General features: G+C 70.5%; 26 protein-coding genes and 5 pseudogenes. 19 read left to right on the forward strand and 12 right to left on the reverse strand.

The annotated features are described in order from the left end of the window. Window positions 1-486, forward strand: a 486-nt coding sequence (locus tag AB0K92_RS22080; protein ID WP_365925355.1) for an RHS repeat-associated core domain-containing protein, incomplete at its 5' end; no start/stop codon positions are given. Window positions 487-999: 513 nt separating this feature from the next. On the opposite strand, the gene AB0K92_RS22085 is transcribed toward AB0K92_RS22080, so the two are convergent. Then, window positions 1,000-1,254 (reverse strand): hypothetical protein, encoded by a 255-nt coding sequence (locus tag AB0K92_RS22085; protein WP_365925356.1) that lies wholly within the window; start codon window positions 1,252-1,254, stop codon window positions 1,000-1,002. Between the two features lie 133 nt (window positions 1,255-1,387). Here AB0K92_RS22085 and AB0K92_RS22090 point away from each other — a divergent pair, with 133 nt between their 5' ends. From AB0K92_RS22090 to AB0K92_RS22105, 4 genes are all read left to right on the forward strand, one after another. Then, window positions 1,388-2,350: a hypothetical protein gene (locus AB0K92_RS22090; RefSeq protein ID WP_365925358.1), complete on the forward strand. Its 963-nt coding sequence runs from the start codon at window positions 1,388-1,390 to the stop codon at window positions 2,348-2,350. A gap of 319 nt (window positions 2,351-2,669) precedes the next feature. Next, complete coding sequence (locus tag AB0K92_RS22095; RefSeq protein ID WP_365925360.1) at window positions 2,670-3,152, forward strand: hypothetical protein; 483 nt, start codon at window positions 2,670-2,672, stop codon at window positions 3,150-3,152. Next, window positions 3,149-3,463: a hypothetical protein gene (locus AB0K92_RS22100; protein WP_365925362.1), complete on the forward strand. Its 315-nt coding sequence runs from the start codon at window positions 3,149-3,151 to the stop codon at window positions 3,461-3,463. Before AB0K92_RS22095 ends, AB0K92_RS22100 begins: the two co-directional genes overlap by 4 nt. A gap of 176 nt (window positions 3,464-3,639) precedes the next feature. Then, window positions 3,640-3,792, forward strand: coding sequence for a hypothetical protein (locus tag AB0K92_RS22105; RefSeq protein ID WP_365925364.1), 153 nt, complete (start codon window positions 3,640-3,642; stop codon window positions 3,790-3,792). Between the two features lie 67 nt (window positions 3,793-3,859). Here the strand turns inward: AB0K92_RS22105 and AB0K92_RS22110 are convergent, their stop codons facing one another. Continuing rightward, on the reverse strand, window positions 3,860-4,255 hold the full coding sequence (locus tag AB0K92_RS22110; protein ID WP_365925366.1) for a hypothetical protein: 396 nt from the start codon (window positions 4,253-4,255) through the stop codon (window positions 3,860-3,862). 82 nt (window positions 4,256-4,337) lie between these two features. After that, a pseudogene (locus AB0K92_RS22115) lies at window positions 4,338-5,602 on the reverse strand (IS701 family transposase). A 94-nt stretch (window positions 5,603-5,696) separates the two neighbouring features. Here AB0K92_RS22115 and AB0K92_RS22120 point away from each other — a divergent pair. The 3 genes and pseudogenes from AB0K92_RS22120 to AB0K92_RS22130 all read left to right on the forward strand — a co-directional run bounded on the left by AB0K92_RS22120 (window position 5,697) and on the right by AB0K92_RS22130 (window position 7,504). After that, on the forward strand, window positions 5,697-6,089 hold the full coding sequence (locus AB0K92_RS22120) for an IS5 family transposase (RefSeq protein WP_365925432.1): 393 nt from the start codon (window positions 5,697-5,699) through the stop codon (window positions 6,087-6,089). Between the two features lie 179 nt (window positions 6,090-6,268). Next, window positions 6,269-7,132, forward strand: a pseudogene (locus AB0K92_RS22125) (DUF4158 domain-containing protein); the annotation flags it as partial. Next, a complete protein-coding gene (locus tag AB0K92_RS22130; RefSeq protein ID WP_365925434.1) occupies window positions 7,127-7,504 on the forward strand; it encodes a transposase in 378 nt (125 codons plus the stop codon). The pseudogene AB0K92_RS22125 and the gene AB0K92_RS22130, both read left to right, overlap by 6 nt. 263 nt (window positions 7,505-7,767) lie before the next feature. Here AB0K92_RS22130 and AB0K92_RS22135 read toward each other — a convergent pair whose 3' ends face one another. After that, window positions 7,768-8,166: a hypothetical protein gene (locus AB0K92_RS22135; protein ID WP_365925368.1), complete on the reverse strand. Its 399-nt coding sequence runs from the start codon at window positions 8,164-8,166 to the stop codon at window positions 7,768-7,770. Next, the gene (locus AB0K92_RS22140) at window positions 8,166-8,441 is read right to left on the reverse strand and encodes a hypothetical protein (RefSeq protein ID WP_184829677.1); all 276 of its coding nucleotides are present in this window, start codon (window positions 8,439-8,441) and stop codon (window positions 8,166-8,168) included. The genes AB0K92_RS22135 and AB0K92_RS22140 overlap by 1 nt, the downstream gene beginning before the upstream one ends. 625 nt (window positions 8,442-9,066) lie before the next feature. On the opposite strand from AB0K92_RS22140, the gene AB0K92_RS22145 reads away from it, so the two are divergent. Further along, window positions 9,067-9,618: a S1 RNA-binding domain-containing protein gene (locus AB0K92_RS22145; protein WP_365925370.1), complete on the forward strand. Its 552-nt coding sequence runs from the start codon at window positions 9,067-9,069 to the stop codon at window positions 9,616-9,618. On the opposite strand, the pseudogene AB0K92_RS22150 reads toward AB0K92_RS22145, so the two are convergent. Together AB0K92_RS22150 and AB0K92_RS22155 are read right to left on the reverse strand one after the other, a co-directional pair. Continuing rightward, window positions 9,615-10,152, reverse strand: a pseudogene (locus AB0K92_RS22150) (IS5 family transposase). The gene AB0K92_RS22145 and the pseudogene AB0K92_RS22150 sit on opposite strands and share 4 nt — an antisense overlap. Before the next feature lie 22 nt (window positions 10,153-10,174). Beyond that, window positions 10,175-10,678 (reverse strand): MarR family winged helix-turn-helix transcriptional regulator, encoded by a 504-nt coding sequence (locus tag AB0K92_RS22155; RefSeq protein WP_365925372.1) that lies wholly within the window; start codon window positions 10,676-10,678, stop codon window positions 10,175-10,177. 284 nt (window positions 10,679-10,962) lie between these two features. On the opposite strand from AB0K92_RS22155, the gene AB0K92_RS22160 reads away from it, so the two are divergent. The 4 genes and pseudogenes from AB0K92_RS22160 to AB0K92_RS22175 all read left to right on the forward strand — a co-directional run bounded on the left by AB0K92_RS22160 (window position 10,963) and on the right by AB0K92_RS22175 (window position 13,689). Further along, the gene (locus AB0K92_RS22160; RefSeq protein ID WP_365925374.1) at window positions 10,963-11,817 is read left to right on the forward strand and encodes an NADP-dependent oxidoreductase; all 855 of its coding nucleotides are present in this window, start codon (window positions 10,963-10,965) and stop codon (window positions 11,815-11,817) included. Window positions 11,818-11,990: 173 nt separating this feature from the next. Further along, window positions 11,991-12,536 (forward strand): annotated as a pseudogene (locus AB0K92_RS22165) (isochorismatase family protein); the annotation flags it as partial. Window positions 12,537-12,742: 206 nt separating this feature from the next. Further along, entirely contained in the window at window positions 12,743-13,312 is a 570-nt protein-coding gene (locus AB0K92_RS22170; RefSeq protein ID WP_365925436.1) for a low temperature requirement protein A, read from the forward strand. Window positions 13,313-13,353: 41 nt separating this feature from the next. Next, window positions 13,354-13,689 carry a low temperature requirement protein A gene (locus AB0K92_RS22175; RefSeq protein WP_365925376.1) on the forward strand — a complete coding sequence of 112 codons (336 nt, stop codon included), beginning with the start codon at window positions 13,354-13,356 and terminating at the stop codon, window positions 13,687-13,689. A gap of 153 nt (window positions 13,690-13,842) precedes the next feature. Here AB0K92_RS22175 and AB0K92_RS22180 read toward each other — a convergent pair whose 3' ends face one another. Next, window positions 13,843-14,907 (reverse strand): alpha/beta hydrolase, encoded by a 1,065-nt coding sequence (locus tag AB0K92_RS22180; protein ID WP_365925378.1) that lies wholly within the window; start codon window positions 14,905-14,907, stop codon window positions 13,843-13,845. A gap of 114 nt (window positions 14,908-15,021) precedes the next feature. Here AB0K92_RS22180 and AB0K92_RS22185 point away from each other — a divergent pair, with 114 nt between their 5' ends. From AB0K92_RS22185 to AB0K92_RS22205, 5 genes are all read left to right on the forward strand, one after another. Continuing rightward, window positions 15,022-15,657 carry a GNAT family N-acetyltransferase gene (locus tag AB0K92_RS22185; RefSeq protein WP_365925380.1) on the forward strand — a complete coding sequence of 212 codons (636 nt, stop codon included), beginning with the start codon at window positions 15,022-15,024 and terminating at the stop codon, window positions 15,655-15,657. A 35-nt stretch (window positions 15,658-15,692) separates the two neighbouring features. Next, window positions 15,693-16,538, forward strand: a complete 846-nt coding sequence (locus tag AB0K92_RS22190; protein ID WP_365925439.1) for a PaaX family transcriptional regulator C-terminal domain-containing protein — start codon at window positions 15,693-15,695, stop codon at window positions 16,536-16,538. 229 nt (window positions 16,539-16,767) lie between these two features. After that, on the forward strand, window positions 16,768-17,427 hold the full coding sequence (locus AB0K92_RS22195) for a hypothetical protein (RefSeq protein WP_365925382.1): 660 nt from the start codon (window positions 16,768-16,770) through the stop codon (window positions 17,425-17,427). 230 nt (window positions 17,428-17,657) lie between these two features. Further along, on the forward strand, window positions 17,658-18,392 hold the full coding sequence (locus tag AB0K92_RS22200) for a MerR family transcriptional regulator (protein ID WP_365925384.1): 735 nt from the start codon (window positions 17,658-17,660) through the stop codon (window positions 18,390-18,392). Further along, window positions 18,389-19,228 carry a hypothetical protein gene (locus tag AB0K92_RS22205; RefSeq protein ID WP_365925386.1) on the forward strand — a complete coding sequence of 280 codons (840 nt, stop codon included), beginning with the start codon at window positions 18,389-18,391 and terminating at the stop codon, window positions 19,226-19,228. Before AB0K92_RS22200 ends, AB0K92_RS22205 begins: the two co-directional genes overlap by 4 nt. A gap of 360 nt (window positions 19,229-19,588) precedes the next feature. Here AB0K92_RS22205 and AB0K92_RS22210 read toward each other — a convergent pair whose 3' ends face one another. Then, a complete protein-coding gene (locus AB0K92_RS22210) occupies window positions 19,589-19,762 on the reverse strand; it encodes a hypothetical protein (protein ID WP_365925388.1) in 174 nt (57 codons plus the stop codon). 279 nt (window positions 19,763-20,041) lie between these two features. Here AB0K92_RS22210 and AB0K92_RS22215 point away from each other — a divergent pair. Beyond that, window positions 20,042-20,254, forward strand: a pseudogene (locus AB0K92_RS22215) (MFS transporter); the annotation flags it as partial. 103 nt (window positions 20,255-20,357) lie between these two features. Here the strand turns inward: AB0K92_RS22215 and AB0K92_RS22220 are convergent. The 3 genes from AB0K92_RS22220 to AB0K92_RS22230 are packed head-to-tail and all read right to left on the reverse strand — an operon-like array spanning window position 20,358 to window position 23,454. After that, window positions 20,358-21,425 carry a glycosyltransferase family 9 protein gene (locus tag AB0K92_RS22220; RefSeq protein ID WP_365925390.1) on the reverse strand — a complete coding sequence of 356 codons (1,068 nt, stop codon included), beginning with the start codon at window positions 21,423-21,425 and terminating at the stop codon, window positions 20,358-20,360. Then, window positions 21,422-22,828 (reverse strand): D-glycero-beta-D-manno-heptose 1-phosphate adenylyltransferase, encoded by a 1,407-nt coding sequence (gene rfaE2 / locus AB0K92_RS22225; RefSeq protein WP_365925392.1) that lies wholly within the window; start codon window positions 22,826-22,828, stop codon window positions 21,422-21,424. Before rfaE2 ends, AB0K92_RS22220 begins: the two co-directional genes overlap by 4 nt. After that, complete coding sequence (locus tag AB0K92_RS22230; protein WP_365925394.1) at window positions 22,825-23,454, reverse strand: SIS domain-containing protein; 630 nt, start codon at window positions 23,452-23,454, stop codon at window positions 22,825-22,827. The genes rfaE2 and AB0K92_RS22230 overlap by 4 nt, the downstream gene beginning before the upstream one ends. Window positions 23,455-23,570 lie beyond the last annotated feature (116 nt).

The following is a 23,570-nucleotide window of genomic DNA, read 5'->3' on the forward strand; positions in this document are numbered from 1 at the left end:
ACCGGCCTGCCCCGCGGCACCACCACCGAGGCAACCCCCCAACCGTTCCGCTACACCGGCGCCTACCTCGACCCGACCGGCCTGTACAAGATGGGTCACCGCTACTACGACCCCCAGCTCGGCCGCTTCACCCAGCCGGACCCGTCCGGACAGGAAACCAACCCCTACCTGTACGCCGGCGGCGATCCCATCAGCAACAGCGATCCCAACGGGCTGTTTCTTCAGGCAGCCGTAGATGTGGTCGGGGATGCCCTGACGGGATTTGATGCTGGCACCGCTCTGGGCCACTTCGCACAGGGAGACACCCAGGGACTTCTCGGCGACCTGGCAGGCGCGGCCGGCGGGTTGGCCGGCGAGTTCGCCTGCTACTTCGCAGCCGGGTTCTTCGCCCTGCCCACCGCGGGCGTAGGCGGAGCCTTGGTTGCCGCTGGTTGCACCGCTGTGGGCTTTGCAGCAGGCCAGCTTGCGAGCAGTGCCGTGGGGTAAGCGAACGGAAATGTCCCGTGGGGTGAGCCCTCCTGCTCACCCCACGGGACACAGCGAAACGAGGGGAGAGAAAATGCCGCGATTCAATCGCGAGTTATACGGTTCCCGCTCCGCGATGCGTCGCAACGCCGCCGGAGCAATAGCGGCGGGAGCGTGCGCCATCATCGTGGGCCTGGTCATCGTGGTGGGAGGAAACAAGGGCGGTTGGGTCGTCGCCGCTATCGGTGCCGCTGCGGTCTCGCTGGTGACTGTGCTCCCCCGTGTCGTGGGACAACGACGTAACCAGCCCTGACCATGCGCGATTAAGGAGAATCATGAAACAGCTGAACCTCGCTAGCTTCGAAGAGTCCTGGCACCTAGCTCGTGGCGGAAGCCTCCCCGGTGGAATGACGACGGCATTAGTACTTGCCGTGATAGCCATCGTCTGTCTCACTGCGGCGTACCTTATGAAACGCAATCGGTAACCTAGGCATTCGAGTCGAGGATGTGCAGCTGGACGTCGGGGGTTTCGTCCTAGCCGACGGCGCGCCAGCGCGGGCCGGCCATGTGACAGCCGCCCGCGTGGACCTCGGCGGGCTCGCGGCCGGCGCCGATACCGAAGGCGGCGACCCACTCCGGGGGCGCGGGCCGCCGCTGACGGCCCCGCTCTTCCTCGGCCTGCCGCTGCCGCACTGCCGCGATCTTCCGGTCGATGCGCTGCAGCCACATCGCTTGCCACACCCGCAGGGTGAGCAGGCGCTCAAGGTCGGGCGGCAAGTCATCGAACATATTTTTGATTCTAACTTCGAAGATCGACCTCGCGACCTTACGTGTTCGATTTGCCGTCCGATAACGTGGTGGCGGAGGAGGGGAGGGTGATGAGCCCGAAGGCGCGGCCGCAGCGGCATGCGGTGGTGGCGATGTGCGCTGCCCCGACCGCCTGCCGGAGCAGACGTACCGCCAGGTCCTGGAGGAGCTGGCCGGTCTGTCTGCGGTGGTGCAGGCGCTGCCGCCCGCCGCGGCGCTGGTGAACCTGACCGGTGCCCTGTGTTACCACGGCACCACCGCGCACCGGCTCGGTCAGGTCCTGCGGATCCGTATGCTTTCCCGCCTCGGCACCGACGTCCGGGTCGGTATCGGCCCGTCCGTCACCGCCACCGCCTCCGCCACCGCCTCCGCCCAGATCCCCTTGCCCGGCGGCGTCCTCACCATCACCCCCGACCAGGCCGCCGACTGGCTCGCCCGGCTCCCGGTCGACGGCCTGCACGGCATCGGACCCCGCCAGGCCGCGGTACTGCGCGACTACGGCATCCACAGCGTCGGCCTGCTCGCCGCCGTCCCGCCCGCCAACGTCCAGCGCCTGATCGGCGGCCGCGCCGGCCGCCTCGCCGCCGACCGCGCCCGCGGCATCGACCCCCGGCCCGTCGTCCCCCGCGCCCTGCCCGCCTCTGCCACGGTGCGCTGCTCCTTCGACCGGCACACCCTGGACGGAGCCCCCGTCCGCGCCGCCCTCCTCGACCTCGTCGTCCGCCTCGGCGCACGCCTGCGCCGCCGCGGACAGGCCGCACGCGCCCTCACCTTCACTCTGCGTTTCGCGGGCGGCACCTCATGGGAGAAGACCCGCCGCCTGGCCGAGCCGTCCGCCCACGACGATGACCTACGGCAGCTCGCCAACCAGCTGATGGACGCCGCTGGCCTGCAACGTGGCCGCCTCACCGGCATCGTCCTGCGCGGCGAAGACCTCATCGACGCCGACCGGGTCGCCCAGCAGATCAGCCTTGATGACACTCGCGAAGCCCGGCTGCTGGCGGAGCGGACCGTGGTCCGCGACAAGTTCGGGCCCGCCGCCATCGGACCGGCGGCCGTCTTCCGCCGCGCTTCCTGACCAGAGTGCTCGGCAGCGACGTCGGGCCGGAGTCGGCGGGGCAGGGTTCGGGTCGGGTGCGATGAGTTCTGAACCGGGGAGGCGCTTGGTTGGGCTCCGGCATGCTCCCGTCCGCCCGGCCTGGACGAGTGCGGTGAAGAAACGCGCTCCCGCGGTCTCGGCGAGCGGCCAGGCGGCGCAGGTTGAGTCCCACGGGAGTTCGGGCGACGGGCTCCCTGGCTACGTGCATCCCGAGGATCGAGGCATAGGCGACGGACAGAGCCGTTTTGTCTGAAAGGCCCCTGTCATCTAGAAGTGGGTGAATGGTGGGATCACCTTCATGAAAAGGATCTTATCGCTCGCTGCCACCGCGGTATTCGCGGCTTCGCTCATGTCCGGGACGGCCAGTGCTGGTCCGATTGCGCCGATGCCTGTGATGCCGCACCCCTGGGACAAGCGGGTCAAGTGCGCAGCGCAGGAGGACCCGGAGGGCAGGCGCATTGTCACCCGCTACGGGAACTCGGAGCTGGGCTGGCACCACTTCACCGGACGTCACAACATCAAGAAGTGCGCCACTCTGTACGCAGCGTTGAAGGGTCGCGTGGACCGCAACGACCACCACGGTCACCTGGAGTACGACGGTGTTGTCTTCGAGACGGGCGTGCCGAGGCCAAGGCAGGTGAAGTTCACTGTCGTCGTTCAGTACACGCGCAAGACGAAGGATGAACGCTACGACGCCGGCCGTGGTCAGAAGATCGGCGTTATCACAGCGTTCTGCCACAACCAGCCAGGGAACAAGTGTCCAAAATGGGCAAAGATGTGAACACCTCTGAACCTGCCGATGAGCAAGCGGCCACAGGCCGCCTGCTCGATCTCGTTCGCTCCTTCGTCACCACCCATGTGGAATGGAAGCCGCTGTTCATCGGCGCGGTCATCACCGCAGACGACCGCATGCGCCTCTATTTCCGATCACCTGAGCGGGACCGTACGTACGGCGTGGATGTCTTGATCAGCCAAACAGGTCCCGGCCTGCTCGGCGCTCTGGTTTCCCCCGCGTTCCTGGCGAACGAGCACATGCACCAGCCCTCCGGCGATCCGCACTGCGATGTGGTCGTGGATCTCACCGACTACTGAAGGCCGGATGCCGGACGGACCTTTCCCGCAGCGGGGTGGTTGATTCCGTGCGGCAGTCTGGTCGCCGCCCGCTCCCGCTGCCATGAGGCGCGCTTCGGGCGGCCCTTGCTCCGTGACCACCTGCTTCTGTTCGTAAGGGGCAGGGCGTGGACGCGGAATAGGGCTCATTCCCCACCATGGAGCTGCACGAGAACACCGTGGCCTCCGCGCTCTACGACGAGATCGTGGCCGCTGAGGTCTGCGAGGCGTTGGGATTGGCGACCGGACTGGGCACCGTCACCCTGGGGCGCTGGCCTGTGATGGAGATTCCGGGGTGCCGCACGAGCTGATCCGTTGGTGCCTCACGGCGCAGCGACCAGATCGCCACTTGCCTCTCCGAACTGGAGCACGATTACGTCACCGCTTCGACGACGACGGCCACCGGAAGTTCTTGCCCGTGGTCTCCGAGGGGGCACGCGCCGGCTGAACCGGATTGCCGCCCGCGAGAGGCGCCGGACCCATGCAGAAGGCCCGGTCACTCGCCCAGTTGCGCGCGTGGTGGAAGACGAGCGCGGTCCTCACCTCGGGAGTGGCGTCGACATCCAACTCCCTCCTCGAGTACGTCGGCGCCGTTGCTGTGGCGATCGGGGCCTCGGGCGCCACCTGGTCGACGTCGCCCTGGCGGCCGTGGACGTCGCCGCGACGGAGTTCGTGATGAACGGCGGCGGCCGGTTCCACCGCCGGCCCCAGGCCGCGAAATCGCGGCGGGCAGGCGTGGCCGTCGGCGGCGACGTTCGTCGGTTCGTGGCACACCCTCTAGTAGTGCTTCGTTAGGTTCTGGTTCTGCGTGTGGTGAGGGGGCGGCCGCAGGTGGTGCAGGTGCCGGGACAGCACCTCAGCAGGTCCTGGAGTGCGTCCAGGACCTGGTAGAGGGTCAGGCCGGCGTGCTTTTGGGTCGTGCCGCCGCAGGGTGGGGAAGGCCTGGGCGGCGGTGACGAGGGTGACGTGGTGGTGCCAGCCGCGCCAGGTGCGGCCCTCGAAGTGGTCCAGGCCCAGGCCGTGCTTGAGCTCGCGGTAGTCGTGCTCGATCCGCCAGCGCATCTTCGCCCATCGCACCAGGTCGGCGACCGGGGTGGTGGCGGGCAGGTTGGTCATCCAGTAGCCGGTCGGTTCGTCGGCTTCTTCGGGCTGCTCGACCAGCAGGGTCCGTAGCGGCAGCACCCCGTCCCACCGGCTGCGTCCGCCGGCCTGTTCCTGAGCCGCGCGGCAGGCTTCCTTGCCCGACGGCCTCACCTCCAGCACGGCGAAACGCGAGGTCATCATGCCCTTGCTGCCTTGCCGCCAGGTGACCTCCTTGAAGGAGGTGTCAACACCGACGAACTGGGTCAAAGGCCGGGGGCTTCGCGGTAGCGGGGCAGGGTGGGTGGGTCCCAGCCCGCCGTAGAGGGGCTGACAGGCTCGGCAGTGGCCGGGCGGGCTATCTCCTTGGGGGCCACCGCCACCACGTATGACCAGCCGCGTTCCTCCAGAGCGAGCCGGAAGGCCACGCTGCGGCCGTAACCGGCATCGGTCACGATCACCGGAACCACCAGTCCCTGCGATGCCAGCCGGTCCAGCAAGCCCATAGCCAGGCGCGTCTTGGACACATGCCCGACCTCCTCAGGGACCCCCGGTCCGTCGGCGCCGCTGGTCGTCGTCCACCCACTCCCGGGGCAGGAACAACTCCCACTCCAGCGGGCACGACGCGCTGTCGGTGGCCGCGTGGACGCTGACCGCGACCTGGCAGTTCGCCCGTTTGCCCAGGCTCCCGCAGTACTGGTGGGCCACCCCGACCGACGCAGTGCCGCACTTGGGAAACGACACATCGTCGACCACCCACACCTCGGGCCGGATCGCCTCGCACAACCGCTGGGCGATCCGCTGCCGCACCGGCAGCGGATCCCACGGCGACTGGTTCACGAACTGCTGCAGGGCCTGCATGTTCCCGTCCGGCAGCCGCTCGGCCATCGGCTGGATCGACTTCCGCCGCCCGTCCAGCATCAGACCCCTCAGATAACACTCACCCCACCGCCGCTGATCCCGCCGCGGCAACGAGGCGAACACATCGGCAACGAACTCCGCTAACTCACCCCGGCGCCGTTCCACCTCCCCCAGCCTCATACCGGAGAAGATGCCCACCACCAGACGAGATCACCCAACGTAACGAAGCACTACTAGGCAGTTTCGTTTGGATCGCTCGGTGGTTGGTCCGGTTGTGCCGTTGACCGACGCGCAGTGGGCGCGGATCGAGCCGTTACTTCCGGACCGAACACCGAAGCGGGGTGGTCGCTGGCGGGATCATCGTGAGGTGATCGACGCGATCGCCTTCAAGTTCCAGACCGGCACGCAGTGGGTGCAGCTGCCGGAGAAGTACGGCAACTGGCGGGGTGTCTACAACCGGCTGCGGATGTGGGCCGTCGATGGAACGTGGGAGCGGGTGTTCACCGCTTTGGTGGCCCAGGGCGACGCGGACGAGGACCTCAACTGGGCCGTCTCGGTCGATTGCACGATCGTGCGGGCCCACCAGCACGCGGCTGGGGCCCGCAAAAAGGGGCCCCGGCCGGCGAACCGGACGACCATGCCATCGGCCGGTCCCGCGGCGGACTGACCACAAAGATCCACCTCGCTGCCGATGCCCGCTGCCGGCCCCTCGCGTTCGTTCTCGGCCTTGGGGAACATCGTTGGCGCTGAGAACGATCATGGTCGGCTAGCACAGCGATCATCCCCAGAACTGGGGTTCGCCGAAAGATCGTCGATCACGGGTGGGGCCTGGCTACGGTCCGCGTCATGCCGGTGGAGTTCTTAACTGGTGATCAGGCCGAGGCGTACGGGAAGTTTGCCGAGGAGCCGACGAGACCCGAGCTGGAGCGGTTCTTCCTGGACGACGTGGACCGGGATCTGATCGCTGCGGCGTACGAAGCATCATCAGCTGGGCTTCGCCCTCCAGATGTGCACGGTCCGCTACGTGGGGCTGTTTCTGGAGGACCCTCTCATGGTGCCGTGGCCGGTGGTCGAGCACCTGGCCGTACAGCGCGGCATTCAGGACCCGTCGTGCGTGAAGCGGTGCACCGAGCGGCTGAAGACGGCGTACGAGCACGCGTGGGAGATCCGGGACGCCTACGGCTACCACCCGTACGAAGATGCGGAGTGGGGGCGGAAGTTCCGGACGTTCCTGCACGGCCGGGCGTGGACCCATGCGGAGGGGCCGGTCGCACTGTTCAACCAGGGGGTGGGCTGGCTGCGGCGGAACCGGGTGCTGCTGCCGGGTGTCTCGGTGCTGGCCCGGCAGGTGGCGGAGGTTCGCACGATCGCGGAGAAGCGGCTGCACACCACCGTGGCCGGGGCGGCTCACCGCGCGGACCCTGCGCTGCCGGCGGACCTGGTGGCCACGCTGGTGACGCCGGAGGGCGGCCGGTACTCGGAGTTGGAGCGGCTGCGCCGGCCGCCGACGCGTACGACGGGCACGGCGTTCGCGCGGTCGCTGGAGCGGGTCGACGAGATCGGTGCGTTCCAGCTGGGGCGGTTGAAGCTGTCGCAGATCCCGCCGAACCGGCTCGCGGCGCTGGCCCGTTACGGGCTGGGGTCCAAGGCTGCGAGCCTGAGCGGGCCGCGGAGCCCAAGCGCACGGCGATGCTCACCGCGGTGATGCGCGTGAGCGCGGACGGCCGCTGCCGCCCGCTGTCCCCGATCGTCACCGCAGGCCAGCGAGCGGACTGCACCCAGTTCAAGCCCGTCCCGGACAAGGCCCGCGTGCCCCGGCCAGGGCCGGGCAGACCCCGCAAGAGGCCGGACAGTCTCGCCGCCGACAAGGCCTACAGCAACGGCCCCGTCCGCGAATACCTGCGGCGACGCGGAATCCGGCACACGATCCCAGAGAAGACCGACAGCCTGGCCGCCCGCCTGCAAAGGCCCACGCGGCGGACGGCCACCAGGCTTCGACGAGGACCGCTACAAGAAGCGCAACACCGTCGAACGAGCGATCAACCGCCTGAAACAGCACCGGGCCGTCGCCACCCGCTATGACAAGCGCGGCTACGTCTACCTCGGCACCGCGACCGCGGCAGCCCTCACCGTCTGGCTACGAACTTGATCGGCCGGACAAGTCCTAGGCGACGCGCGCGTACGAGTGTTCAAGGGCAAGACGGACGGCTGCGTTCGCGCGGTCATCCGCCCGGGCGGATGAGCCGAGCAGTGCCGGGTGCTGGTGTCAGGTGGCGGCGGGCCGGGCCTGGGGCGCAGCCACGGTCGGATGGGCGGTGCAGGCGGGGTCGGTCGGCGGCTGACGTTCACTGGCCGGGGTGGACGGCCTGGACGCCGGTGCCCGCGTACGCCTTCGGCGTCAGGGTGAGCAGAAACCGGCCGCTGGGGTGGGCGGCGGAGGGCCGGGCGGCGTGGATGGCGTGGACGGCGGCCCAGGAGTGCCCGAAGCGCAGCAGTTCGGTGGCGGTGACCGCGGCGTCGGTGTCGAACGCCTCGATCCGGATGAACCGCAGTCCCTTGATGTAGCCGAGGAGCCCGGGCCGCTCGGCGTCGCCGGCCGTCAGCGACAGCACCGGTGCATACAGATCGCCGAGCCCACCGGAGGCCTGGACGTAGAACGCGGCGACCGCCTCGTTGAACGGGTCCTTCGGGTCGTACAGGGCCGTGGCGGTGGTGTGGTCCAATACGACCGCGATCGTCGCCACTACGCGGCCGCCCGCGGCCCGTGCGAGGCGGCGCCCAGGCGCTCGAGCAGAGCCCGGGCTTTCGCTTCGGCCTCCGGGCTCGGCGCGCTGCCGAGGGCGGAGGCGAGCTCGGCGCGGGCGAGCTCGGCCCGCTCGGCGTACTCGGCCTGGGTCGGAGTGCTCTGGGCGAGGTCCTCCACCAGGCCGCGGATGGTGGTGCCGTGCTCGGCCGCCAGCTGGGCGAGCCGGTCCCGCGCGGCCGTGCTCACCTTGATGCTCGTCTCGTCTGCTGCCATAGTCCCTACTCTACAGCGCCCCTCTACCGATGGTAGAGGAAGCGTGTCTATACGGCAGGACGCTTCGCAGTCACGCGCGGAAGACCGCGCTCGTAGGCGCCTCGTGTCCGGGCGGGGGCACGCCTTGCGCGCGGTGCTCGAGCAGGGCAGAGGTGCCCATGTCCCGAAGCCGGGCCACCGGCATCAGGCGGTGGTGGTCCGGCCGCAGCTCACGCCGCAGACTGAGACGCGCCTGCTTCTGCCGGCTGGCGTGGAGCTCTGGGTCCGCCCTCTTGCCACCTCCGGCAGGCGACAACGCCCTTCATCGGTGAAGAACAGCATCGTTCTGGGTCGTAGTTCCGCAGCTGGACGACTCTGAGTAGCTCTTTGGGGCGGAGCTTTAGGGACGACGGCCAGGTGCTGCTCGTGGACCGTGCGATATCGGACTCAGCTGCGTTCGAGGCGAGCGAGGAGATCGCCGCGGCCCGTGACGGGCCCGCACGTTCCTGGCGGACGTGCAGGCGGTGCATGGGCTACCGGTGTCGAGTGGGCGATGGACATGGTCGAGTTAGGAGCTGTTCGGCCGATCATGACGGGCGCCTCGCGACACGTTCAGGAGGCAGCTCTTGCGTGCCATGATCAACGCATGAGCGAGTACGCCTGGTCTTCTGAGAACGGCAGATGCCAAGCAGCCGGTGCCGCGGCGGCCTGGCCTGAGACGGTTCGCTCTCTGCCTGTCGGTACCTCGATCACCGGTGAGGTCATCGGTAGACAGCCCTTCGGTGTCTTCCTCTCCGTTGACGGCTGGCCTGAAGCTGTTGGCCTGGCCAGAGTCGACAGGATGCCCAGGTGCATGGAACTGCCGCCCGTAGGACAGCTCGTCACCGGCGAGGTGGTCTGGCATGCCGAGCACAATCACCAGGTGGGCATCGTGCTCCGTGAGTGGGCGGAGCACGAGGACTTGCTCCCTCGGTTCGTGGAGCGTGTCGGTCAGACTGTCACCGGACGTGTCACGAAGATCGCGCCGATTGGTTTCTTCGTGCGCATGGCCGACTGCGTCGAAGGGCTGGTTCCGCTCACCGAGCCGGTCGCGGACATTGCGAAGAGTGTCCGCGAGGGCCAGACAGTATGGGTGCGGGTAGTCGCCGTCGATCTGGAACGGACCCGTGTTGTCCTGGCAGCCGAAAGCGTCGCCTAGAAGTCCCCCAGACCCATCAGGTGCGGGAGCCAGATGGTCAGGGCCGCGACGGTGGCGGTGCCGAGGTAGACGTAGCGACGTTTGTCGTAGCGAGTGGCCACCGCCCGGGCCTGCTTGAGCTTGTTGATCGCCCGTTCGACGGTATTGCGCTTTTTGTACCGCCCTTTGGCGCCGGGGGCGGCGGCGGATCGGTTCGGGCGCGGGCCGCGTGCTGATGCGCCCGCACGAGCGTGGAATCCACCGCGATGTCCCAGTCGATCTCACCGGCAGCGTCGGCTGCGGCCTGCACCCGCTGCCGCAGTCGTTCCCAGGTGCCGTAGGCCGACCACAACCGGTGGCGTTCATAGACGGTCTTCCACGGGCCGAACCGCGAGGGAAGGTAGCGCCACTGCACACCGGTCCACACCCGGTGCAGGATGCCGTCGATCACCTGCCGGTGATTCCGCCGCCGGCCCCATCGGCCGTCGTGACCGGCAGGAACGGCTCAAGCCGTGCCCACTCCGCATCCCTCAAATCCCCGCCCCGTGCCCACATCAACGACCCAGACACGCAGCGGTCACATGATCTCTGGGTGGTGGTCGGTGAGGTGCTGGAGGTTGGTGACGAGGCGGTTCAGGAGGTGGGCGAGTTGGGTGTGTTCTTCGTGGGTGAAGCCGGTGAGGGCTTCGGCATCGATGCCCGAGCGGAGGGCTTGGACGTCGGCTTGGATGGTGCGGGCTTTGTCGGTGAGGTGGACCAGGGCGCGGCGGGCGTCGGCGGGGTCGGGGGTGCGGGTGATGAGGCCGTCGCGTTCCATGCGGCGGAGGTTGACGGCCATGGTGGGCTGTTCTACTCCGGTGCGGCGGGCGAGTTCGCTCTGGGCCTGGCCGTCGGTGGCGTAGAGGGCGAGGAGGGTGGGGAGCTGGCCGGTGGTGACGCCGAGGGCGGCGAGGCGGTGGGAGATGGCCTGGCCCAGGAGCCGGGCGGCGTGGTTCACGGTGTAGCAGACCATCGCCTCCGCCTCTGATGCGGCTGCTGGGCCGGCCGGAGTAGCGGGGTCGCTGTTGGTGCGTGCCGCCATGGCCACCTCTCTGCGTCGCGTGATGAATCGGGTTGCCTTGACATCATTCCATAGCTATCTATGCTTGGACGAGAAAGCATAGATGGCTATGGATGTGGTGCTGGGGTTTCCGGCACTGGTGACCGGCGGTTCCCGCGGGTTCATCCGGCTGTCACGAACGGCAGAGAAGTGTGGCCATGCGTGCCTTCGCGATCGACTCCTTCGGGCAGACTCCGCGGCTTAAGGACTTGCCAGTGCCCGAGCCGGGCCCGGGTGAGGTGCAGATTAGGGTTCGTGCGGCTGCGGTGAACCCGATCGACTGGAAGGTGGCCGCCGGGGCGCTGGCGCGTCCGGGCGCCGACTTCCCCTTCCCCTACACCCTCGGGTTCGACCTCGCTGGCCAGGTGACCGCTGCCGGTGAGGGCGCGGCGTTCGGGGTGTGGCAGGAAGTGTTCGGGATGCGGCGGCCCGCGACCGCGGCCCAGCATCCGCATGGCTCCTACGCCAAGTACATGACCGCGTCCCGTGACACCGTCGCCCTGGCTGTGCGGCCGGACGGCCTGGACGCGGCGTCGGCGGCGGCACTGGCGATGACCGGGGGCACCGCCCTGGCCCTGACCCGCTGGCTGGACCTCGCCGAGGGCGAGACGCTGCTGGTGGTCGGCGCGACCGGGGGAGTGGGCTCCTACGTCCTGCAGCTGGCCGCCGCCCGCGGTGTGCAGGTGATCGCGGTCGCCGCCGGTGAGGACCACGACTACGCCCGCAGTCTCGGTGCGGCCGAGGTGATCGACTACCGCACCAGCGACGTCGCCGACGCCGTCCGCGCCGCGCACCCTGACGGCGTGGATGCCGTGCTCGACCTCGTTGACGGCCGTGAGGTCGTCATGGGGAAGATCGCGCCGCTGGTGCGTGACGGCGGCCGGCTGGCCACCACCGTCTTCGCCGCCGACCCCGATGCCCTGGCGAGGCGGGGCGTGCGGGCGATCAACTTCGTCTACCAGGCGACCGACCAGGACATGGCCGAACTCGCCGAGCTGGCGACCTCGGGCGCTTTGCAGGCCGCTGAGACGACCACCTTCAAGCTGGCCGCCATGGACGAGGCGTACGCCGCTTCCACCAGCGGTCACGTCCGCGGAAAGCTCGTCATCACCACCGACTGACCACCCGGCCTACGGGCGGCGGCGGGCAGCCCGGCATTCCGCGTGCTTCCCGCTCGGCCTGCAGTACGGACACCATCCCTCCTCCCTACCTGGAAAGGCGCCATCGTCATGGCTGAGAAGTTCACCCCGTTCACGCCGCGGGACAGCGTGATGCTGCTCTCGACCACCAGCAGGGCACGCTCAAGTTCTGCCGCAACATCTCCCAGAAGACCATCGTGCAGAACGCCCGCGCGCTGGCCCGTATCGCCAAGGCCCTGGACATGCCGGTGGTGCTCACCACCAGCCAGGAAGACCACGCTCAAGGGCCGCTGATCCCGGACATGCAGGAGATTCTGCCCGAGGCGTACGAGGCGCGGATCAAGCGCTCCGGGATGGCCAATGCCTGGCACGACGAGAACTATCGCAACGCCGTCCTGAAGGCGGCCGACGGCCGCAAGAACATCATCATGGCCGGTCTGACCAACGACGTGTGCATCGTCTACCCCTCGATCAGCATGGTCGAGGAAGGCTTCCGCGTGCAGGTCGTTCAGGACGCCGGCGGCTCGCCGAACGCGATCGGCGAGGACGCCGCTCGCCGCCGCTGGGAGAATCACGGCGTGGTCACCACCTCCACCAACCAGCTGGTCGCCGAACTCGGCGTCGACTGGTCCACCGAGGCCGGCGGCAAGCTCATCCAGATCACCTTCGAGGAAGTCATCGCGCACCTGGACGAGATGTAGCCCCCGCAGCACCACGGCCGCCCGCACTCATCTGCGGGCGGCCCCGGCCGCCGCACCACCCATATCCCGCACCAACTCGACGGCGACCGCTCCCCGCCGCGCCCGCAAGGACACACCATGAGGTCCCTACCCAAGCCGGTCAGGCATCTGCTGCGCAGGCCGATGCGCGGCCGTGACCTCAGGGAGGAGCACGCACCGCCACCGCGCTGGAGCTCTTCTTCGACCTGTGCTTCGTGGTGGCGGTCTCCCAGGCGTCGACGCAGCTGGCCGAGCAGGTCGTCGAAGGCCACCTCGCCCGGGGCCTGGGCTATCACGCGGCCGTGTTCTTCGCGATCTGGTGGGCGTGGATGGGCTTCAGCTGGTTCGCCTCCGCCTACGACACCGACGACGTCCCTTACCGCATCGCGACTTTCGTACAGATCGCCGGAGCCCTCACCCTGGCCGCCGGCATCCCGGGCGCGTTCGAGGGCGACTTCACCGTCATCACCGCCGGATACGCCGTCATGCGCGTTGGCGTCGTCAGCCAATGGCTGCGCGCGTCACTGGAAGACCAAGACCCCGCCCGCCGTCGCGTCGCCCGCCGCTACGCCGCGGGCATCAGCCTCCTGCAGGCCGGCTGGATCGGACGGCTGTGGCTGCCCGAGCAGGGGCAGATGCCCTTCTTCGCCCTGCTCGTGATCGGCGAACTCCTCGTGCCCGTGGTCAGCGAGCGCGGCGCCCGCGCGGCCTGGCACCCCATGGCCTGCACGGTGAGCACTTCTTCGAGCTGTGCCTGATCGCGGCGGGCGGGCTGCTGACCGTCTTCACCATGTGGTGGATGTACTTCGCCCAGCCGGGAGCCGCGCTCATCACCACCCAGAGACAGGCTTTCCGCTGGGGCTACGGCCACTACCTCATCCTCGGCGCCGCCGCCGCGGTGGGCGCCGGACTCGAAATCGGCATCGCCCTGCTGGAACACCACAGCGACGTCTCCGGCTTCACGGCGGCATGGATCTTCTCCACCGCCGTAGCCGTCTTCCTCGTCCTGGCCTGGCTGCTGCAGTCCGCCCCCACGGCACCCGCCCCGCCCGCTCCTGGCTGCACCCCGCCATCGCCCTCCTGGTCCTGCTCACCCCCTTCACCGGACAGACCTACCTCACCACCGGCCTGCTGACGACCCTCCTCCTTGTCCTCTCCCTGGCCGCCGCAACCCGGCAACCCCACCCTGCCGGACACTGATCGCCCCTGCTGTCGGCGTTCGCTTCAAAGTGCACCGAGCGGTACACGCGAACGTGCAGCACGCGCCATGGCCGGCCTCACGGGAGTGTCATGGAGTGGCATTGCCGTCTCGGCCGAGACCCTCCAGAAACTGCCGTTGGTCGTCCAGGAATCCGTCCGCGAAGAGCGAGCGGGGGGCGAAGAGCGCGGTGAGCGTGGTCTTGAGGTCCGACTGCTCGATGGACCGTTTGAGCAGTGAATGGGCCGCGTCCGGGTAACGCTTGACCGTCAATGCACCGCCTGCGTCCAGCGCCTTGCGGTAGCCGCGCTCCGTGTCGGCGGTGTCCACGTTGATGTCGTGGCCTGCGAGGGTCAGCAGTACTGGTACGCCGCGCAGAGCGGGGAGATCCTGCGTGGCGTCCGCAGTGTAGTTCTTGGAGATGAAACCCCAGCGATCGACGGTCATGCCGTTCGCGTCCCCGCCCATCGCCGTGACGTACTCCTCGAAGGTCGCGTGGCGTGCCAGCAGCTGGCGGGTGTGGTCGCTCTTGGCGATCTCGGCCTTGGTGCGGGCTGCCGATGCGCCGTCGGCGCGCAGTTCGGCGAGGAGGTTGTAGCGGCCCTGCTGGAGCCAGTTGATCGCGGGTGAGACGGCGATGACGAAGCTCACGGGCGTCTTGGCGGCGACCTTCGGCAGAACCCAGCCCGCCTGGCTGGCGCCCCAGAGCCCGATCCGGTCGCGGTCGATGTCCGGGCGGGCGCGCGCCCAGGCGATGGCCGCGGCTGCCTCGTTGGCCCGGTCGTCCATGGACTGGTCGAGCCAGTCGCCGGGTGCGCCCGCGACGCCGGGCTTGTCCCAGGACAGGGAGGCGTACCCGGCCTTGGCGTTCGCTTCCCACATGGGCTTGTAGCCGTCGTCGTGGGTGGCGTCGATGGGGCCGTCGCCGTGGACGTACACGACCAGGCCATGGCGCTCGCGGCCGTCCTTGGGGGCGGCCAGTACGCCGTTGAGGGTATGGCCGCCATGGCGGATCGAGACCCGCCGCACGTCCATGTCGTAGGAGTTCTGCCTCAGCACCGCACCGGTGAGGCCGGCGGCCACGACCAGGACGGTGACGAGTGACCACACGGTGGCGCGGAGCCCGCGCCTTCGGGGCTGGATCTTCGGGCACATGAGATCTGACCGCCTCTGTCCGGGGTTACGGCACCGAAACTATCACTACAAGCACGACCGTAGGAGAAGTGATAGTTTTTGTGTGAGGCTGGACGAAGAAGTGGGGGCACGGACATGGGACTGGACGCGACGGGTGCCGGCATTGGGCCGGTGACGGTACGGCGGGGCGTTCCAGCGGGTGCCGAGCAGCGGGCGGCTGAGCTGTACTGGGACGCCTTCGGCCGCAAACTCGGCCCCGCCCTGAACCCGCCGGACAAGGCGGTGCCCTTCATCGCCGCCCACCTGAACGCCGACCGCGCGGTCTGCGCGCTCCTCGACGGGCAGCTCGTCGGCCTCGCCGGCTACCAGCTCGGCGGCCGGGCCCTCACCGGGGGCTCGGCCGCCGCCGTGCTGCGCGCGTACGGATATCTGCGGGGGCTGCACCGACTCCTGCTCCTCGCCCTGTTCGAACGCAAGCCGGCCCCCGGGCAGCTCCTCATGGACGGGATTGCCGTGGACCCAGGCATACGCGGCCGCGGCGTCGGGAGCCTGCTCATCGAGGAAGTGGCCGCCGTCGCGGCGGAGCAGGACTGCCGGGAGATCAGACTGGACGTGATCGACACCAACCCGCGCGCCAGGGCCCTGTACGAGCGGCGCGGCTTCACGGCCGTACGGACCGAGCACACGCCCTACCTGCGCGGGCTGATGGGCTTCGGTGCGGTGACCACCATGCACCGCCCCGTCGGAACGAGAGGAACGACAAGGCCGTGAGCGCCGAGACGGACTACATCGAGGTCCCCACCCGCATGCTCGTCCACGCGCTCATCCGCGAGGACGGCACCGTCGGCGCGGACGAGCTGTACAGCGTTGCCAACACCCTCGGCATGAGCGACCAGCAGGTACGACTGTGCATCAAACGCCTCGTGGCCGAAGGCCGGTTCTTCCATGAGGGCCGAGGCCGCAAGGCGAAACTGCACGCCACCGAAGACACCACGCGTACCCTCGCCCCGAACGCCGACTTCCTCCGGCACGCGTTCCAGCAGGACGCCGGGCTCGCGCCCTGGAACGGTGTTTGGCACCTGGCCGCCTTCGCGGTGCCCGAATCGGCGCGCACGGCCCGGGACTCCCTGCGCGAGACGCTCGTCCATCTCGGGGGCGCCCCGCTCCAGGGCGGACTGTACGTCTGCGCCAACACCTGGGAACCGTACGTCGAAGAAGCGGCCCGCCGCCTCGGCGCCCATGGCGCACTCACCCTCCTCACCACGACGGACCTGCGAAGGGGCGCCACCCAGGAGCCCGCCGAACTCGCCCGCCATCTGTGGCCCCTGCAGGAGATCGCCGAGCGCTACCGCCGCCTCAGCCGCCTCGCCCAGCCCCGCCTCGCCCGGCTCACTGGATCCGACCGGCTCTCCCCCTCCGCACTCCTCACCATCGCGGTCGAACTAGCCGCCGAACTCACTCGCGCCATGGAACCCGACCCACTCCTGCCGCCTCAGCTCCTGCCCCAGCCATGGCCCGGCACCCAGGCCCGGGAGCTCATCGCCCGGTGCTGGGCCGCCCTGCACCACCGAGAACACGGCGAAGCCCGCCCGGCCCTCTTTCGCCTCTACGCCGACATCACCCGAGAAGTAGCAGACCGTGCCGCGCACTGAAAAAGGGTGAGGCACCGCGAGAGCCCCTTCCGGGCAGACGGGCATCAGATCAACGTTGTGCGCTTTGATGCGTACCGACCGGTGCACGTTCGGGCGTACGCCGACACCCTGCGAAAGCAGCCGCGGCAGCGCCTCGTGACCACGACAGGTCAGGAGTGGGTGATGTGGTCGAACCCGCTCAGCACCGGTGTCAGCTCCTGAGCGCACCCGCACAGCGGGCCGTTACCACGTGCAGATCCCGAGCCGGACCAGGCGCGAGCTGGCTAGAGACTTCGACCTCTCCGATCACCGTGGATACCCGGACCGCTTCATGGCGCTGATGGGCCGACTGTGGCACCTGGACAACGACCCGCTGAGCGGGTGGGCCACCTCTAACAACAGCCTCCGCGACCAGATCAACCGCCACGTCGTCAGGTTCCCGGGCGACTGGTCGACCGAGGAACTCTTCGAACAACTCGGCGCCTTCGAAGCCCCCCATCCACGCTTCGGAGCCTTCCTCGAGGGGCTGGCCTCCGCAGCCGTCCTTCCCGACGAGCAGGCACAGCACCGCTGCGTCGAGCTCGTCAACCGGCATCTTCAACCCGTGGGCGCCATGCTGAGCCAGGACGGAGAAGTAGACGGCTACCCCGAGTTCCACCTGGTCCAGCACGGCCGCGGCACCGCGCGCCGGCCGCGCAATCTCATTTTCGCCACCTTGGGAAAGCCGGACATCCGCTTCACCAGCGCCCTCGACAACGACATTGAGGTCGCCGAACGCGCCGACGAGGTGTTGGTCTACGACCGCCCCGTCGGCAAAGAGGGACTGCTCTGGCACCACTTGCTGTCCTGGTGGCAGGAGACCGGCTCGGCCTGGAGTGGGCGGAGCCGTAGCGGCGCGAGGCAGCGTTAACCTCATGAACGCCGGTCATGTGCGATCGCAGGTGCGAACGCAACTGCGTACGCGAAACCCCACAGTGGAACTCGACGAGACGACGAAGGGTAGCGGGAGCGGACTCTGGCCAGGTACGTGCGCTGGCAAGGCCGTACCACTCCGGTGTGTGGACGCGCTTGAGCCGTTTTGCGCCCGACGATGTTTTCGCCGCTTGACCTTGACGCAACGGCAGGGTTTCTACTGGCGGCATGCGAATCGGAGAGATCGCCGCGCTCGTGGGGCTCACCACCCGGGCGATCCGGCACTACCACCATGTCGGGCTGCTTCCGGAACCGGAGCGGCGCCCCAACGGCTACCGGGCCTACAGCGTCCGCGACGCCGTCCTGCTCGCCCGGGTGCGCCGGCTCACCGAACTCGGCCTCGGCCTCGATGAAGTGCGCGACGTCCTCGCCGACGATGCCGGGCGCGAACTGACCGAGATATTGGAAGAACTCGACGCCGACCTGGCCCGCCAGGAAGCCGACATCAGGGAGCGCCGCGGCCGGCTCGGCGCCCTGCTCGCCGAGCCGCCCGGCGCGACCGGGCCCGTCTCACCCGCCCTCGCCGCACTGCTGGCACAGGCCCTCCGAACAGACTCGCCGAGCGCGGCCAAGGACCGCGAGTACCTCACGCTGCTGGACGCCACCAGCACCGGTAATCAAGAGATCTTCGGGCTGCTCGGGACGCTGGTCGCCGATCCTGCGGTTGTCGAACTGTATGAGCGCCTTGACGCGCTCGGCGATGCCACCACCGACGATCCGAGGATCGCGCCCCTGGCAGCTGACCTGGTGGCAGCCGTCCCCGAGGAGCTGTTCGCCGCGATCCCCGAGGACGGGGTGGTCGTGACCGGATTCAGGGAGGCGCTGCTCGCCGAGTACACCCCAGCTCAGGCGGAAGTCGTGGGCCGACTCATGGAGGTTCTCGTGGAAAGGGGTCGGGGATGAGCGGCCGGGCAGGGGGCGTACGGGCGGCGCAGGTCGCGGTAGCCGCCGTACTGCCGGGGGAACTGGCACTGGCGGCCTGCCTGCTGGCCGGGGTCCGGCCGCCCGGGTGGGCGCTGGCGGGCGCCGAGGCGCTGGTGCTCGCAGTGTTGCTGCTGGAAGCCTGGGTGCTGCGCTCTCTGTACGTTGCCGCGCGCGCCCGCGGCGCGGACCGCCGGGCAGCGCGGCGAGCCGCCGTACGGGAGGCGGTGCCGGTGACGGTCCGTCGCCTGGTCCTCCACGAGCTGCGCGCCCTCGCCTCCCTGGGGCGGTGGGTCCGGCGCGGCACGCACGGGGTGCGCCCCGGAGACCTCGCTGCCGCGTACACCGGGCCCCAGACCGCGATGATGTACGGGCTGCTCTTCGTGATGGTGATCGAGACGGTGGGCCTGGCCTTCCTCATCCCTTGGCCGGCAGTCCACCGGGTGATCCTGGTACTCGACCTGTACGGCGTCGTCCTCGTACTGGCATTGCACGCCGCCTGCGTCACCCGACCGCACGTCGTGCGCCCCGACGGTTCTCTGCGGATCCGCTACGGAGCCCTCTTCGACCTCGCCGTACCGCCGGACGCGGTCGCCTCGGTCCGGGTCGACCGGCGCTATCCCGAGGGCCGCCTCATAAACCTCTCCGAGGACGGGGTCCTCGACCTGATCGTGGGCAGCCAGACCTCGGTGACCCTGGAGCTGAACCGGCCACTCCCCTTCACCCGCCCGCTCGGCGCGACGGAAGAGGCCCACACCATCCGCTTCCATGCCGACGCCCCGCGCGCACTGGTCAGCGCACTCCGTCAGCCCGCCTGAGCACATCTTCGCCGCGACGTGGCGCCAGGCAAGGCGCTCCGATCGGTTACACGTCCGGCTTCTCGGCATTCTCACAAAGCTGACCGCTTCGAACGTGAGTGCAGGAAGTGTTCCGGTCGAAACACTTCGCAGGAGGAGACCCGGAAACGTCACGACTGGAACGTTCCCGACTTGCCTTACTTGCCTGACACCCGGTGAAGCTGCCTGCCTGCACAAAGCGCCTCTGCACCCTAGATAAAGCCCGCAGCACAGGACATCCCAGCTCGCTGTGCTCGCCGCGTCGGCCAGGACCCCCACGCCCAGGGCGCGGCCAAGATTCGCCCGGTTCTCACGAAGCAACGGCGAAGTGAAGTAGCCCTCTTATTCGCGGGCTTCGGTGTTCTCTCGGATCGCCGCGGCAACGTCCAGCAGTGCGTACGCGATCGCCGCCAGCCCCTCCCCGATGGCCGCGGTCTGCTCATCTGGTCCTCGCCAGCTCTTCGCGCCCTCCGCGAGGATGTCCGCCTGGTGCCCGTGCGTGCTTGCCTCCGCCATGGTGTGTCCTCCCCGCCCGCCGGTCTGTCCGGCGGGTGCCTGCACCCTCCCCACCCCGGGCGGTGCTGAACCTCCGCACCTGGCCGGGCCGCCGGAGCCGGGCTCGCTACAGACAGCTACTTGTCACTTCGCCGTTGCTTCGCGAGAACCGGGCCGGTTCCCGTGCGTTCTCATGTCTCCCCTTTTGACGTCGGATAACCTCTCCTTATCCGACGCCAGAGCTGCTCAGGACTTTTGGGCCTTGAGATAGGGCGGCCGTCCTGGTTCCGCCGGCCCCGCGACACCGCGGGCACGACCGTGCTGCGGACCGACCCACCCGCCCGGCTGCGCGGCCGTGTCCTCGGCGTGTGGGGCAGCATCGGCACCCGCTGGGGTCTGGCGGGTCCGCCCGCGCTCGGCCTGCTGATGGACCTCGCCGGCGCCCTCGTCGCCGGCGGCCTGATCATCGCCGCCGCCATCACCACCGGCCACCTCCTCCACCGCCGCCGCACCCGGCCCGCGGTCACCCGCTGCGCACCCTGGAGCGCATGCCGCAGGTGGAGACGGCGGCCTGAGAGTGCGGCCGTACGGCGCGGTCGCGGGCGGTGCATCCGGCTCAGCGACGGGTCGGCACGTTCACCGGTGGGGGAGCGGCCGTGCCGTGCCGTGCCGGGGTGCGGGCGGGGAGCGGTTCCGGGAGGTTCCGCACGGCTGCCAGGACCTCGTCCACCGTGATGCGGAGCAGCCGCTCGTCCGGCATCCGGCCGTGTGCGTCGCCGGGGCGCGGGGACGGGTCGTCGCCGGGGTGCCAGAGGACGTGGTGGCGGGGATCGGGCGGCGGGCCCCACAGGCGGGGGGAGACCGGGCCGAAGAGCACGACGGACGGGGTGCCCAGGGCGGTGGCCAGGTGGGCGAGGCCCGTGTCGCCGGCCACCACGCAGCGGGCGCCCGCGACCAGCGCGGCGAGCCGGTCGAACGGCACGTCGGCGGTCCCGCCGACGACGTGGTCCGGGGGCAGTCCGGCGCGCGCGGCGACACATCCGGCGAGGGCGGTCTCGCCGGCCCCGGCGGTCACCACCACCCGGTGGCCCTGCGCGCGCAGCGCCCGTGCCACGGCCGCGAAGCGCTCCGCGGGCCAGCAGCGGGCGGCGGCGTCCGCGCCGGGGTGGACGACGACCGCGCCGGGCGCGGGGGAGGGCGTCGCGGGCACCGGGATCGACAGGTCGGCGGGGTCGGCGGGGATGCCGTACCAGGTGAGCAGCCGGCACCAGCGGTCCCGCTCGTGTTCGTCCTCCCGCCACACCGGGCCCGGGACGCCGGGGGTGCCGGGGTGGGCGTAGGCCAGCAGCCGGCCGGGCCGCAGCCGCTGGAGCAGGAGGTGGCTCGGCGGGCCGTTGCCGTGCAGGTCGACGGCGAGGTCGGGGCCGGGTCCCGGCCAGGCCAGGGTGGTGGGCACGGCCCGGCCGGGGGCCTCGGCGGGCAGCAGCCGGTCCACGACACCGGTCGCGGCGGCCGCCCCGGCCAGCCGCTCGGGTGCGGCGAGCACCAGTTCGTGGCCCGGCAGATGGCGGCGCAGCGCCCGCAGGGCGGGTACGGCGGTCAGCAGGTCGCCCAGCCCCAGCGCGCGCAGCACGAGCACGCGCGGATGGGCGGTACGCCGGGGCGGCTGTGGGGTCGCGCTCACGCCGCCGGTCCTCCGGGCTTCAGCGGGACGGCCGCCAGCGCCGCCCGGCGGGCCAGCACGGTGGTGGACCGGCCGTCGAGGTACGGCAGCACCACCGCCTGCCCGCCCCACGCGCGCAGCGTCTCCGCCTCGGGCAGCTCCTGCACGGAGTAGTCGCCGCCCTTCACCCACACGTCCGGCCGCAGCCGGCTCAGCAGCCGCTGCGGGGTCGCCTCGTCGAACACCGCGACGGCGTCGACGCTGCCGAGCGCCTGAAGGACCCGGGCGCGGTCCGCCACCGGGTTGATGGGCCGGCCGGGTCCCTTGAGGCGGGTCACCGAGGCGTCCGAGTTGAGGCACACGATGAGGCAGTCGCCGATCCGCCGGGCGCTCTCCAGCAGCCCGACGTGCCCGGCGTGCAGCAGGTCGAAGCAGCCGCCGGTCGCCACCACCGTGCCGCCGCGCGCCCGTACCTGCTCCGCGAGCGCGAAGGGGTCCGTGGCCGGGGTCTGCCGTACGGAGGTGTCGGGCTCGGTCCGCCACAGCGCCGGGTTCCCGGCGCCGCCCGCCGACACGAACGCGGCGGCCTCGGCGACCGCCCGCTGCACCGCCTCCTCCGGCAGCGCGCCGTCCGCGAGCGCGGCGGCGGCCGTCGCGGCGAAGCAGTCGCCCGCCCCGCACGGATCGCCGCTCGCCCGGTACGGCGCCGGGACCAGCATCGGCGTGCCCCCGGCGGGCCGGGTCAGCAGCACCCCGCGCTCGCCGAGCGTCACCGCGACGCCCGCCGCCTGCCAGCGGTCCGCGAGCCGGGATCCGCGCTCGGCGTACGCGCGCAGCGACTCGCCGTCGCCGGGGCACAGGCTGCGCGCCTCGGCCGCGTTCGGCGTGACCAGGCGGGCGCCCGGCACCGGCGGATCGCCCTTGGGGTGCGGGTCCCAGACGAGCGGGGTGCGGGGGACGACCGACTCCAGGTGGCGGCGCACCGCGCTCGCCGTGTGCCGGCCGTAGTCCGCGACCAGCACCGCGTGGGCCTGGGCCAGCGCGTCGCGTACCGCCTCGTCGGGTTCCCCGGGCTCGCCGCCGCCCCGGTCGATGCGGACCAGCGGCCGGCCGCCCGCCAGCACCCGGGTCTTGACCGGCAGGCTGCCGTGCAGCGGAATCTCCACCAGCCGTACCCGGCCGCGCAGCTGCCGGCGCACCGCGTGACTGGCCGCGTCGTCGCCGAGCGCGGTCACCAGGACCACCTCGCGTCCGCCGCGGGCGGCCAGCGCGGCGGCGAGGCCCGCCCCGCCGGGGTGGCGCCGGTCGTCGGTGACGTCCACGACGGGCGCGGGCGCGTCCGGGGCGAGCCGGGTGGCGACGCCCTCGACGTCCTCGTCGAGCAGCACGTCCCCGACCACGACCAGCGGCCGCGGCGCCGTCACGACGCCCTCCCGGCGATCGTGGCCCGCTCCCGGACGGCGCTCCCGGTGCCGAGGGCCGCGTCGAAGGCCTCGCAGAGCAGGTGTACGGCGACCAGGTGGGCCTCCTGCACGGTGGCCGTGGTGTCGGCGTCGACGCACAGCGCCTCGTGCGCGGCCTCGGCGAGCGGGTTCGGGCCGGGCCCGGTCAGCGCCCACACCCGCAGCCCCGCCCGGCGGCCCGCGACGGCCGCGCCGATCAGGTTGGCGCTGCGGCCGGAAGTGGACAGCAGCATCAGCACGTCCCCGGGCCGGCCGTGGGCGGCGACCTGCCGGGCGTACACCTGGTCGAAGCCGTAGTCGTTGCCGATGGCGGTGAGGCTGGAGGTCTCCGCGTGCAGGGAGATCGCCGAGAACGCGGGCCGCTCCTGGCGGTAGCGGCCGACCAGTTCGGCGGTCAGGTGCTGGGCCTGGGCGGCGCTGCCGCCGTTGCCCGCGGCGAGCAGCCGGCCGCCGGGCGGGAGGACGGCGGCCAGCCGGCCGCCCCAGTCCGTGATCCGGCCGAGGCCGTCGGTGCGCAGTCGGACGAGTGTCTGCTCCAGGGACCGGCAGTGCAGTCGGGCGGCGGCGAGTGCAGGGGATTCGCTCATGCTGGTCGGGCGTGACCGCGTCGCGGGGACGGCGGCGGGGCCCGCACCTCCTTCGGACGTCGGGGGTCGCGGCGGGGACGGGGGGACGGTCGGTGCTCCCTCGGACGCTGCCTGGG

This window comes from Streptomyces sp. NPDC052687 (assembly GCF_040678395.1).
GTDB lineage: Bacteria > Actinomycetota > Actinomycetes > Streptomycetales > Streptomycetaceae > Streptomyces.

What these genes read in the sequence shown, in the direction of transcription:
- AB0K92_RS22205 (WP_365925386.1), top strand. Translation starts at nt 18,389, where the DNA reads ATGAGCGGCCGGGCAGGGGGCGTACGGGCGGCGCAGGTCGCGGTAGCC.
- AB0K92_RS22180 (WP_365925378.1), bottom strand. Translation starts at nt 14,907, where the DNA reads ATGTGCCCGAAGATCCAGCCCCGAAGGCGCGGGCTCCGCGCCACCGTG.
- AB0K92_RS22230 (WP_365925394.1), bottom strand. Translation starts at nt 23,454, where the DNA reads ATGAGCGAATCCCCTGCACTCGCCGCCGCCCGACTGCACTGCCGGTCC.
- AB0K92_RS22175 (WP_365925376.1), top strand. Translation starts at nt 13,354, where the DNA reads ATGTACTTCGCCCAGCCGGGAGCCGCGCTCATCACCACCCAGAGACAG.
- AB0K92_RS22085 (WP_365925356.1), bottom strand. Translation starts at nt 1,254, where the DNA reads ATGTTCGATGACTTGCCGCCCGACCTTGAGCGCCTGCTCACCCTGCGG.
- AB0K92_RS22185 (WP_365925380.1), top strand. Translation starts at nt 15,022, where the DNA reads ATGGGACTGGACGCGACGGGTGCCGGCATTGGGCCGGTGACGGTACGG.
- AB0K92_RS22145 (WP_365925370.1), top strand. Translation starts at nt 9,067, where the DNA reads ATGAGCGAGTACGCCTGGTCTTCTGAGAACGGCAGATGCCAAGCAGCC.
- AB0K92_RS22190 (WP_365925439.1), top strand. Translation starts at nt 15,693, where the DNA reads ATGCTCGTCCACGCGCTCATCCGCGAGGACGGCACCGTCGGCGCGGAC.
- AB0K92_RS22105 (WP_365925364.1), top strand. Translation starts at nt 3,640, where the DNA reads ATGGAGCTGCACGAGAACACCGTGGCCTCCGCGCTCTACGACGAGATC.
- AB0K92_RS22140 (WP_184829677.1), bottom strand. Translation starts at nt 8,441, where the DNA reads ATGGCAGCAGACGAGACGAGCATCAAGGTGAGCACGGCCGCGCGGGAC.
- AB0K92_RS22210 (WP_365925388.1), bottom strand. Translation starts at nt 19,762, where the DNA reads ATGGCGGAGGCAAGCACGCACGGGCACCAGGCGGACATCCTCGCGGAG.
- AB0K92_RS22155 (WP_365925372.1), bottom strand. Translation starts at nt 10,678, where the DNA reads ATGGCGGCACGCACCAACAGCGACCCCGCTACTCCGGCCGGCCCAGCA.
- AB0K92_RS22200 (WP_365925384.1), top strand. Translation starts at nt 17,658, where the DNA reads ATGCGAATCGGAGAGATCGCCGCGCTCGTGGGGCTCACCACCCGGGCG.
- AB0K92_RS22095 (WP_365925360.1), top strand. Translation starts at nt 2,670, where the DNA reads ATGAAAAGGATCTTATCGCTCGCTGCCACCGCGGTATTCGCGGCTTCG.
- AB0K92_RS22130 (WP_365925434.1), top strand. Translation starts at nt 7,127, where the DNA reads ATGCGCGTGAGCGCGGACGGCCGCTGCCGCCCGCTGTCCCCGATCGTC.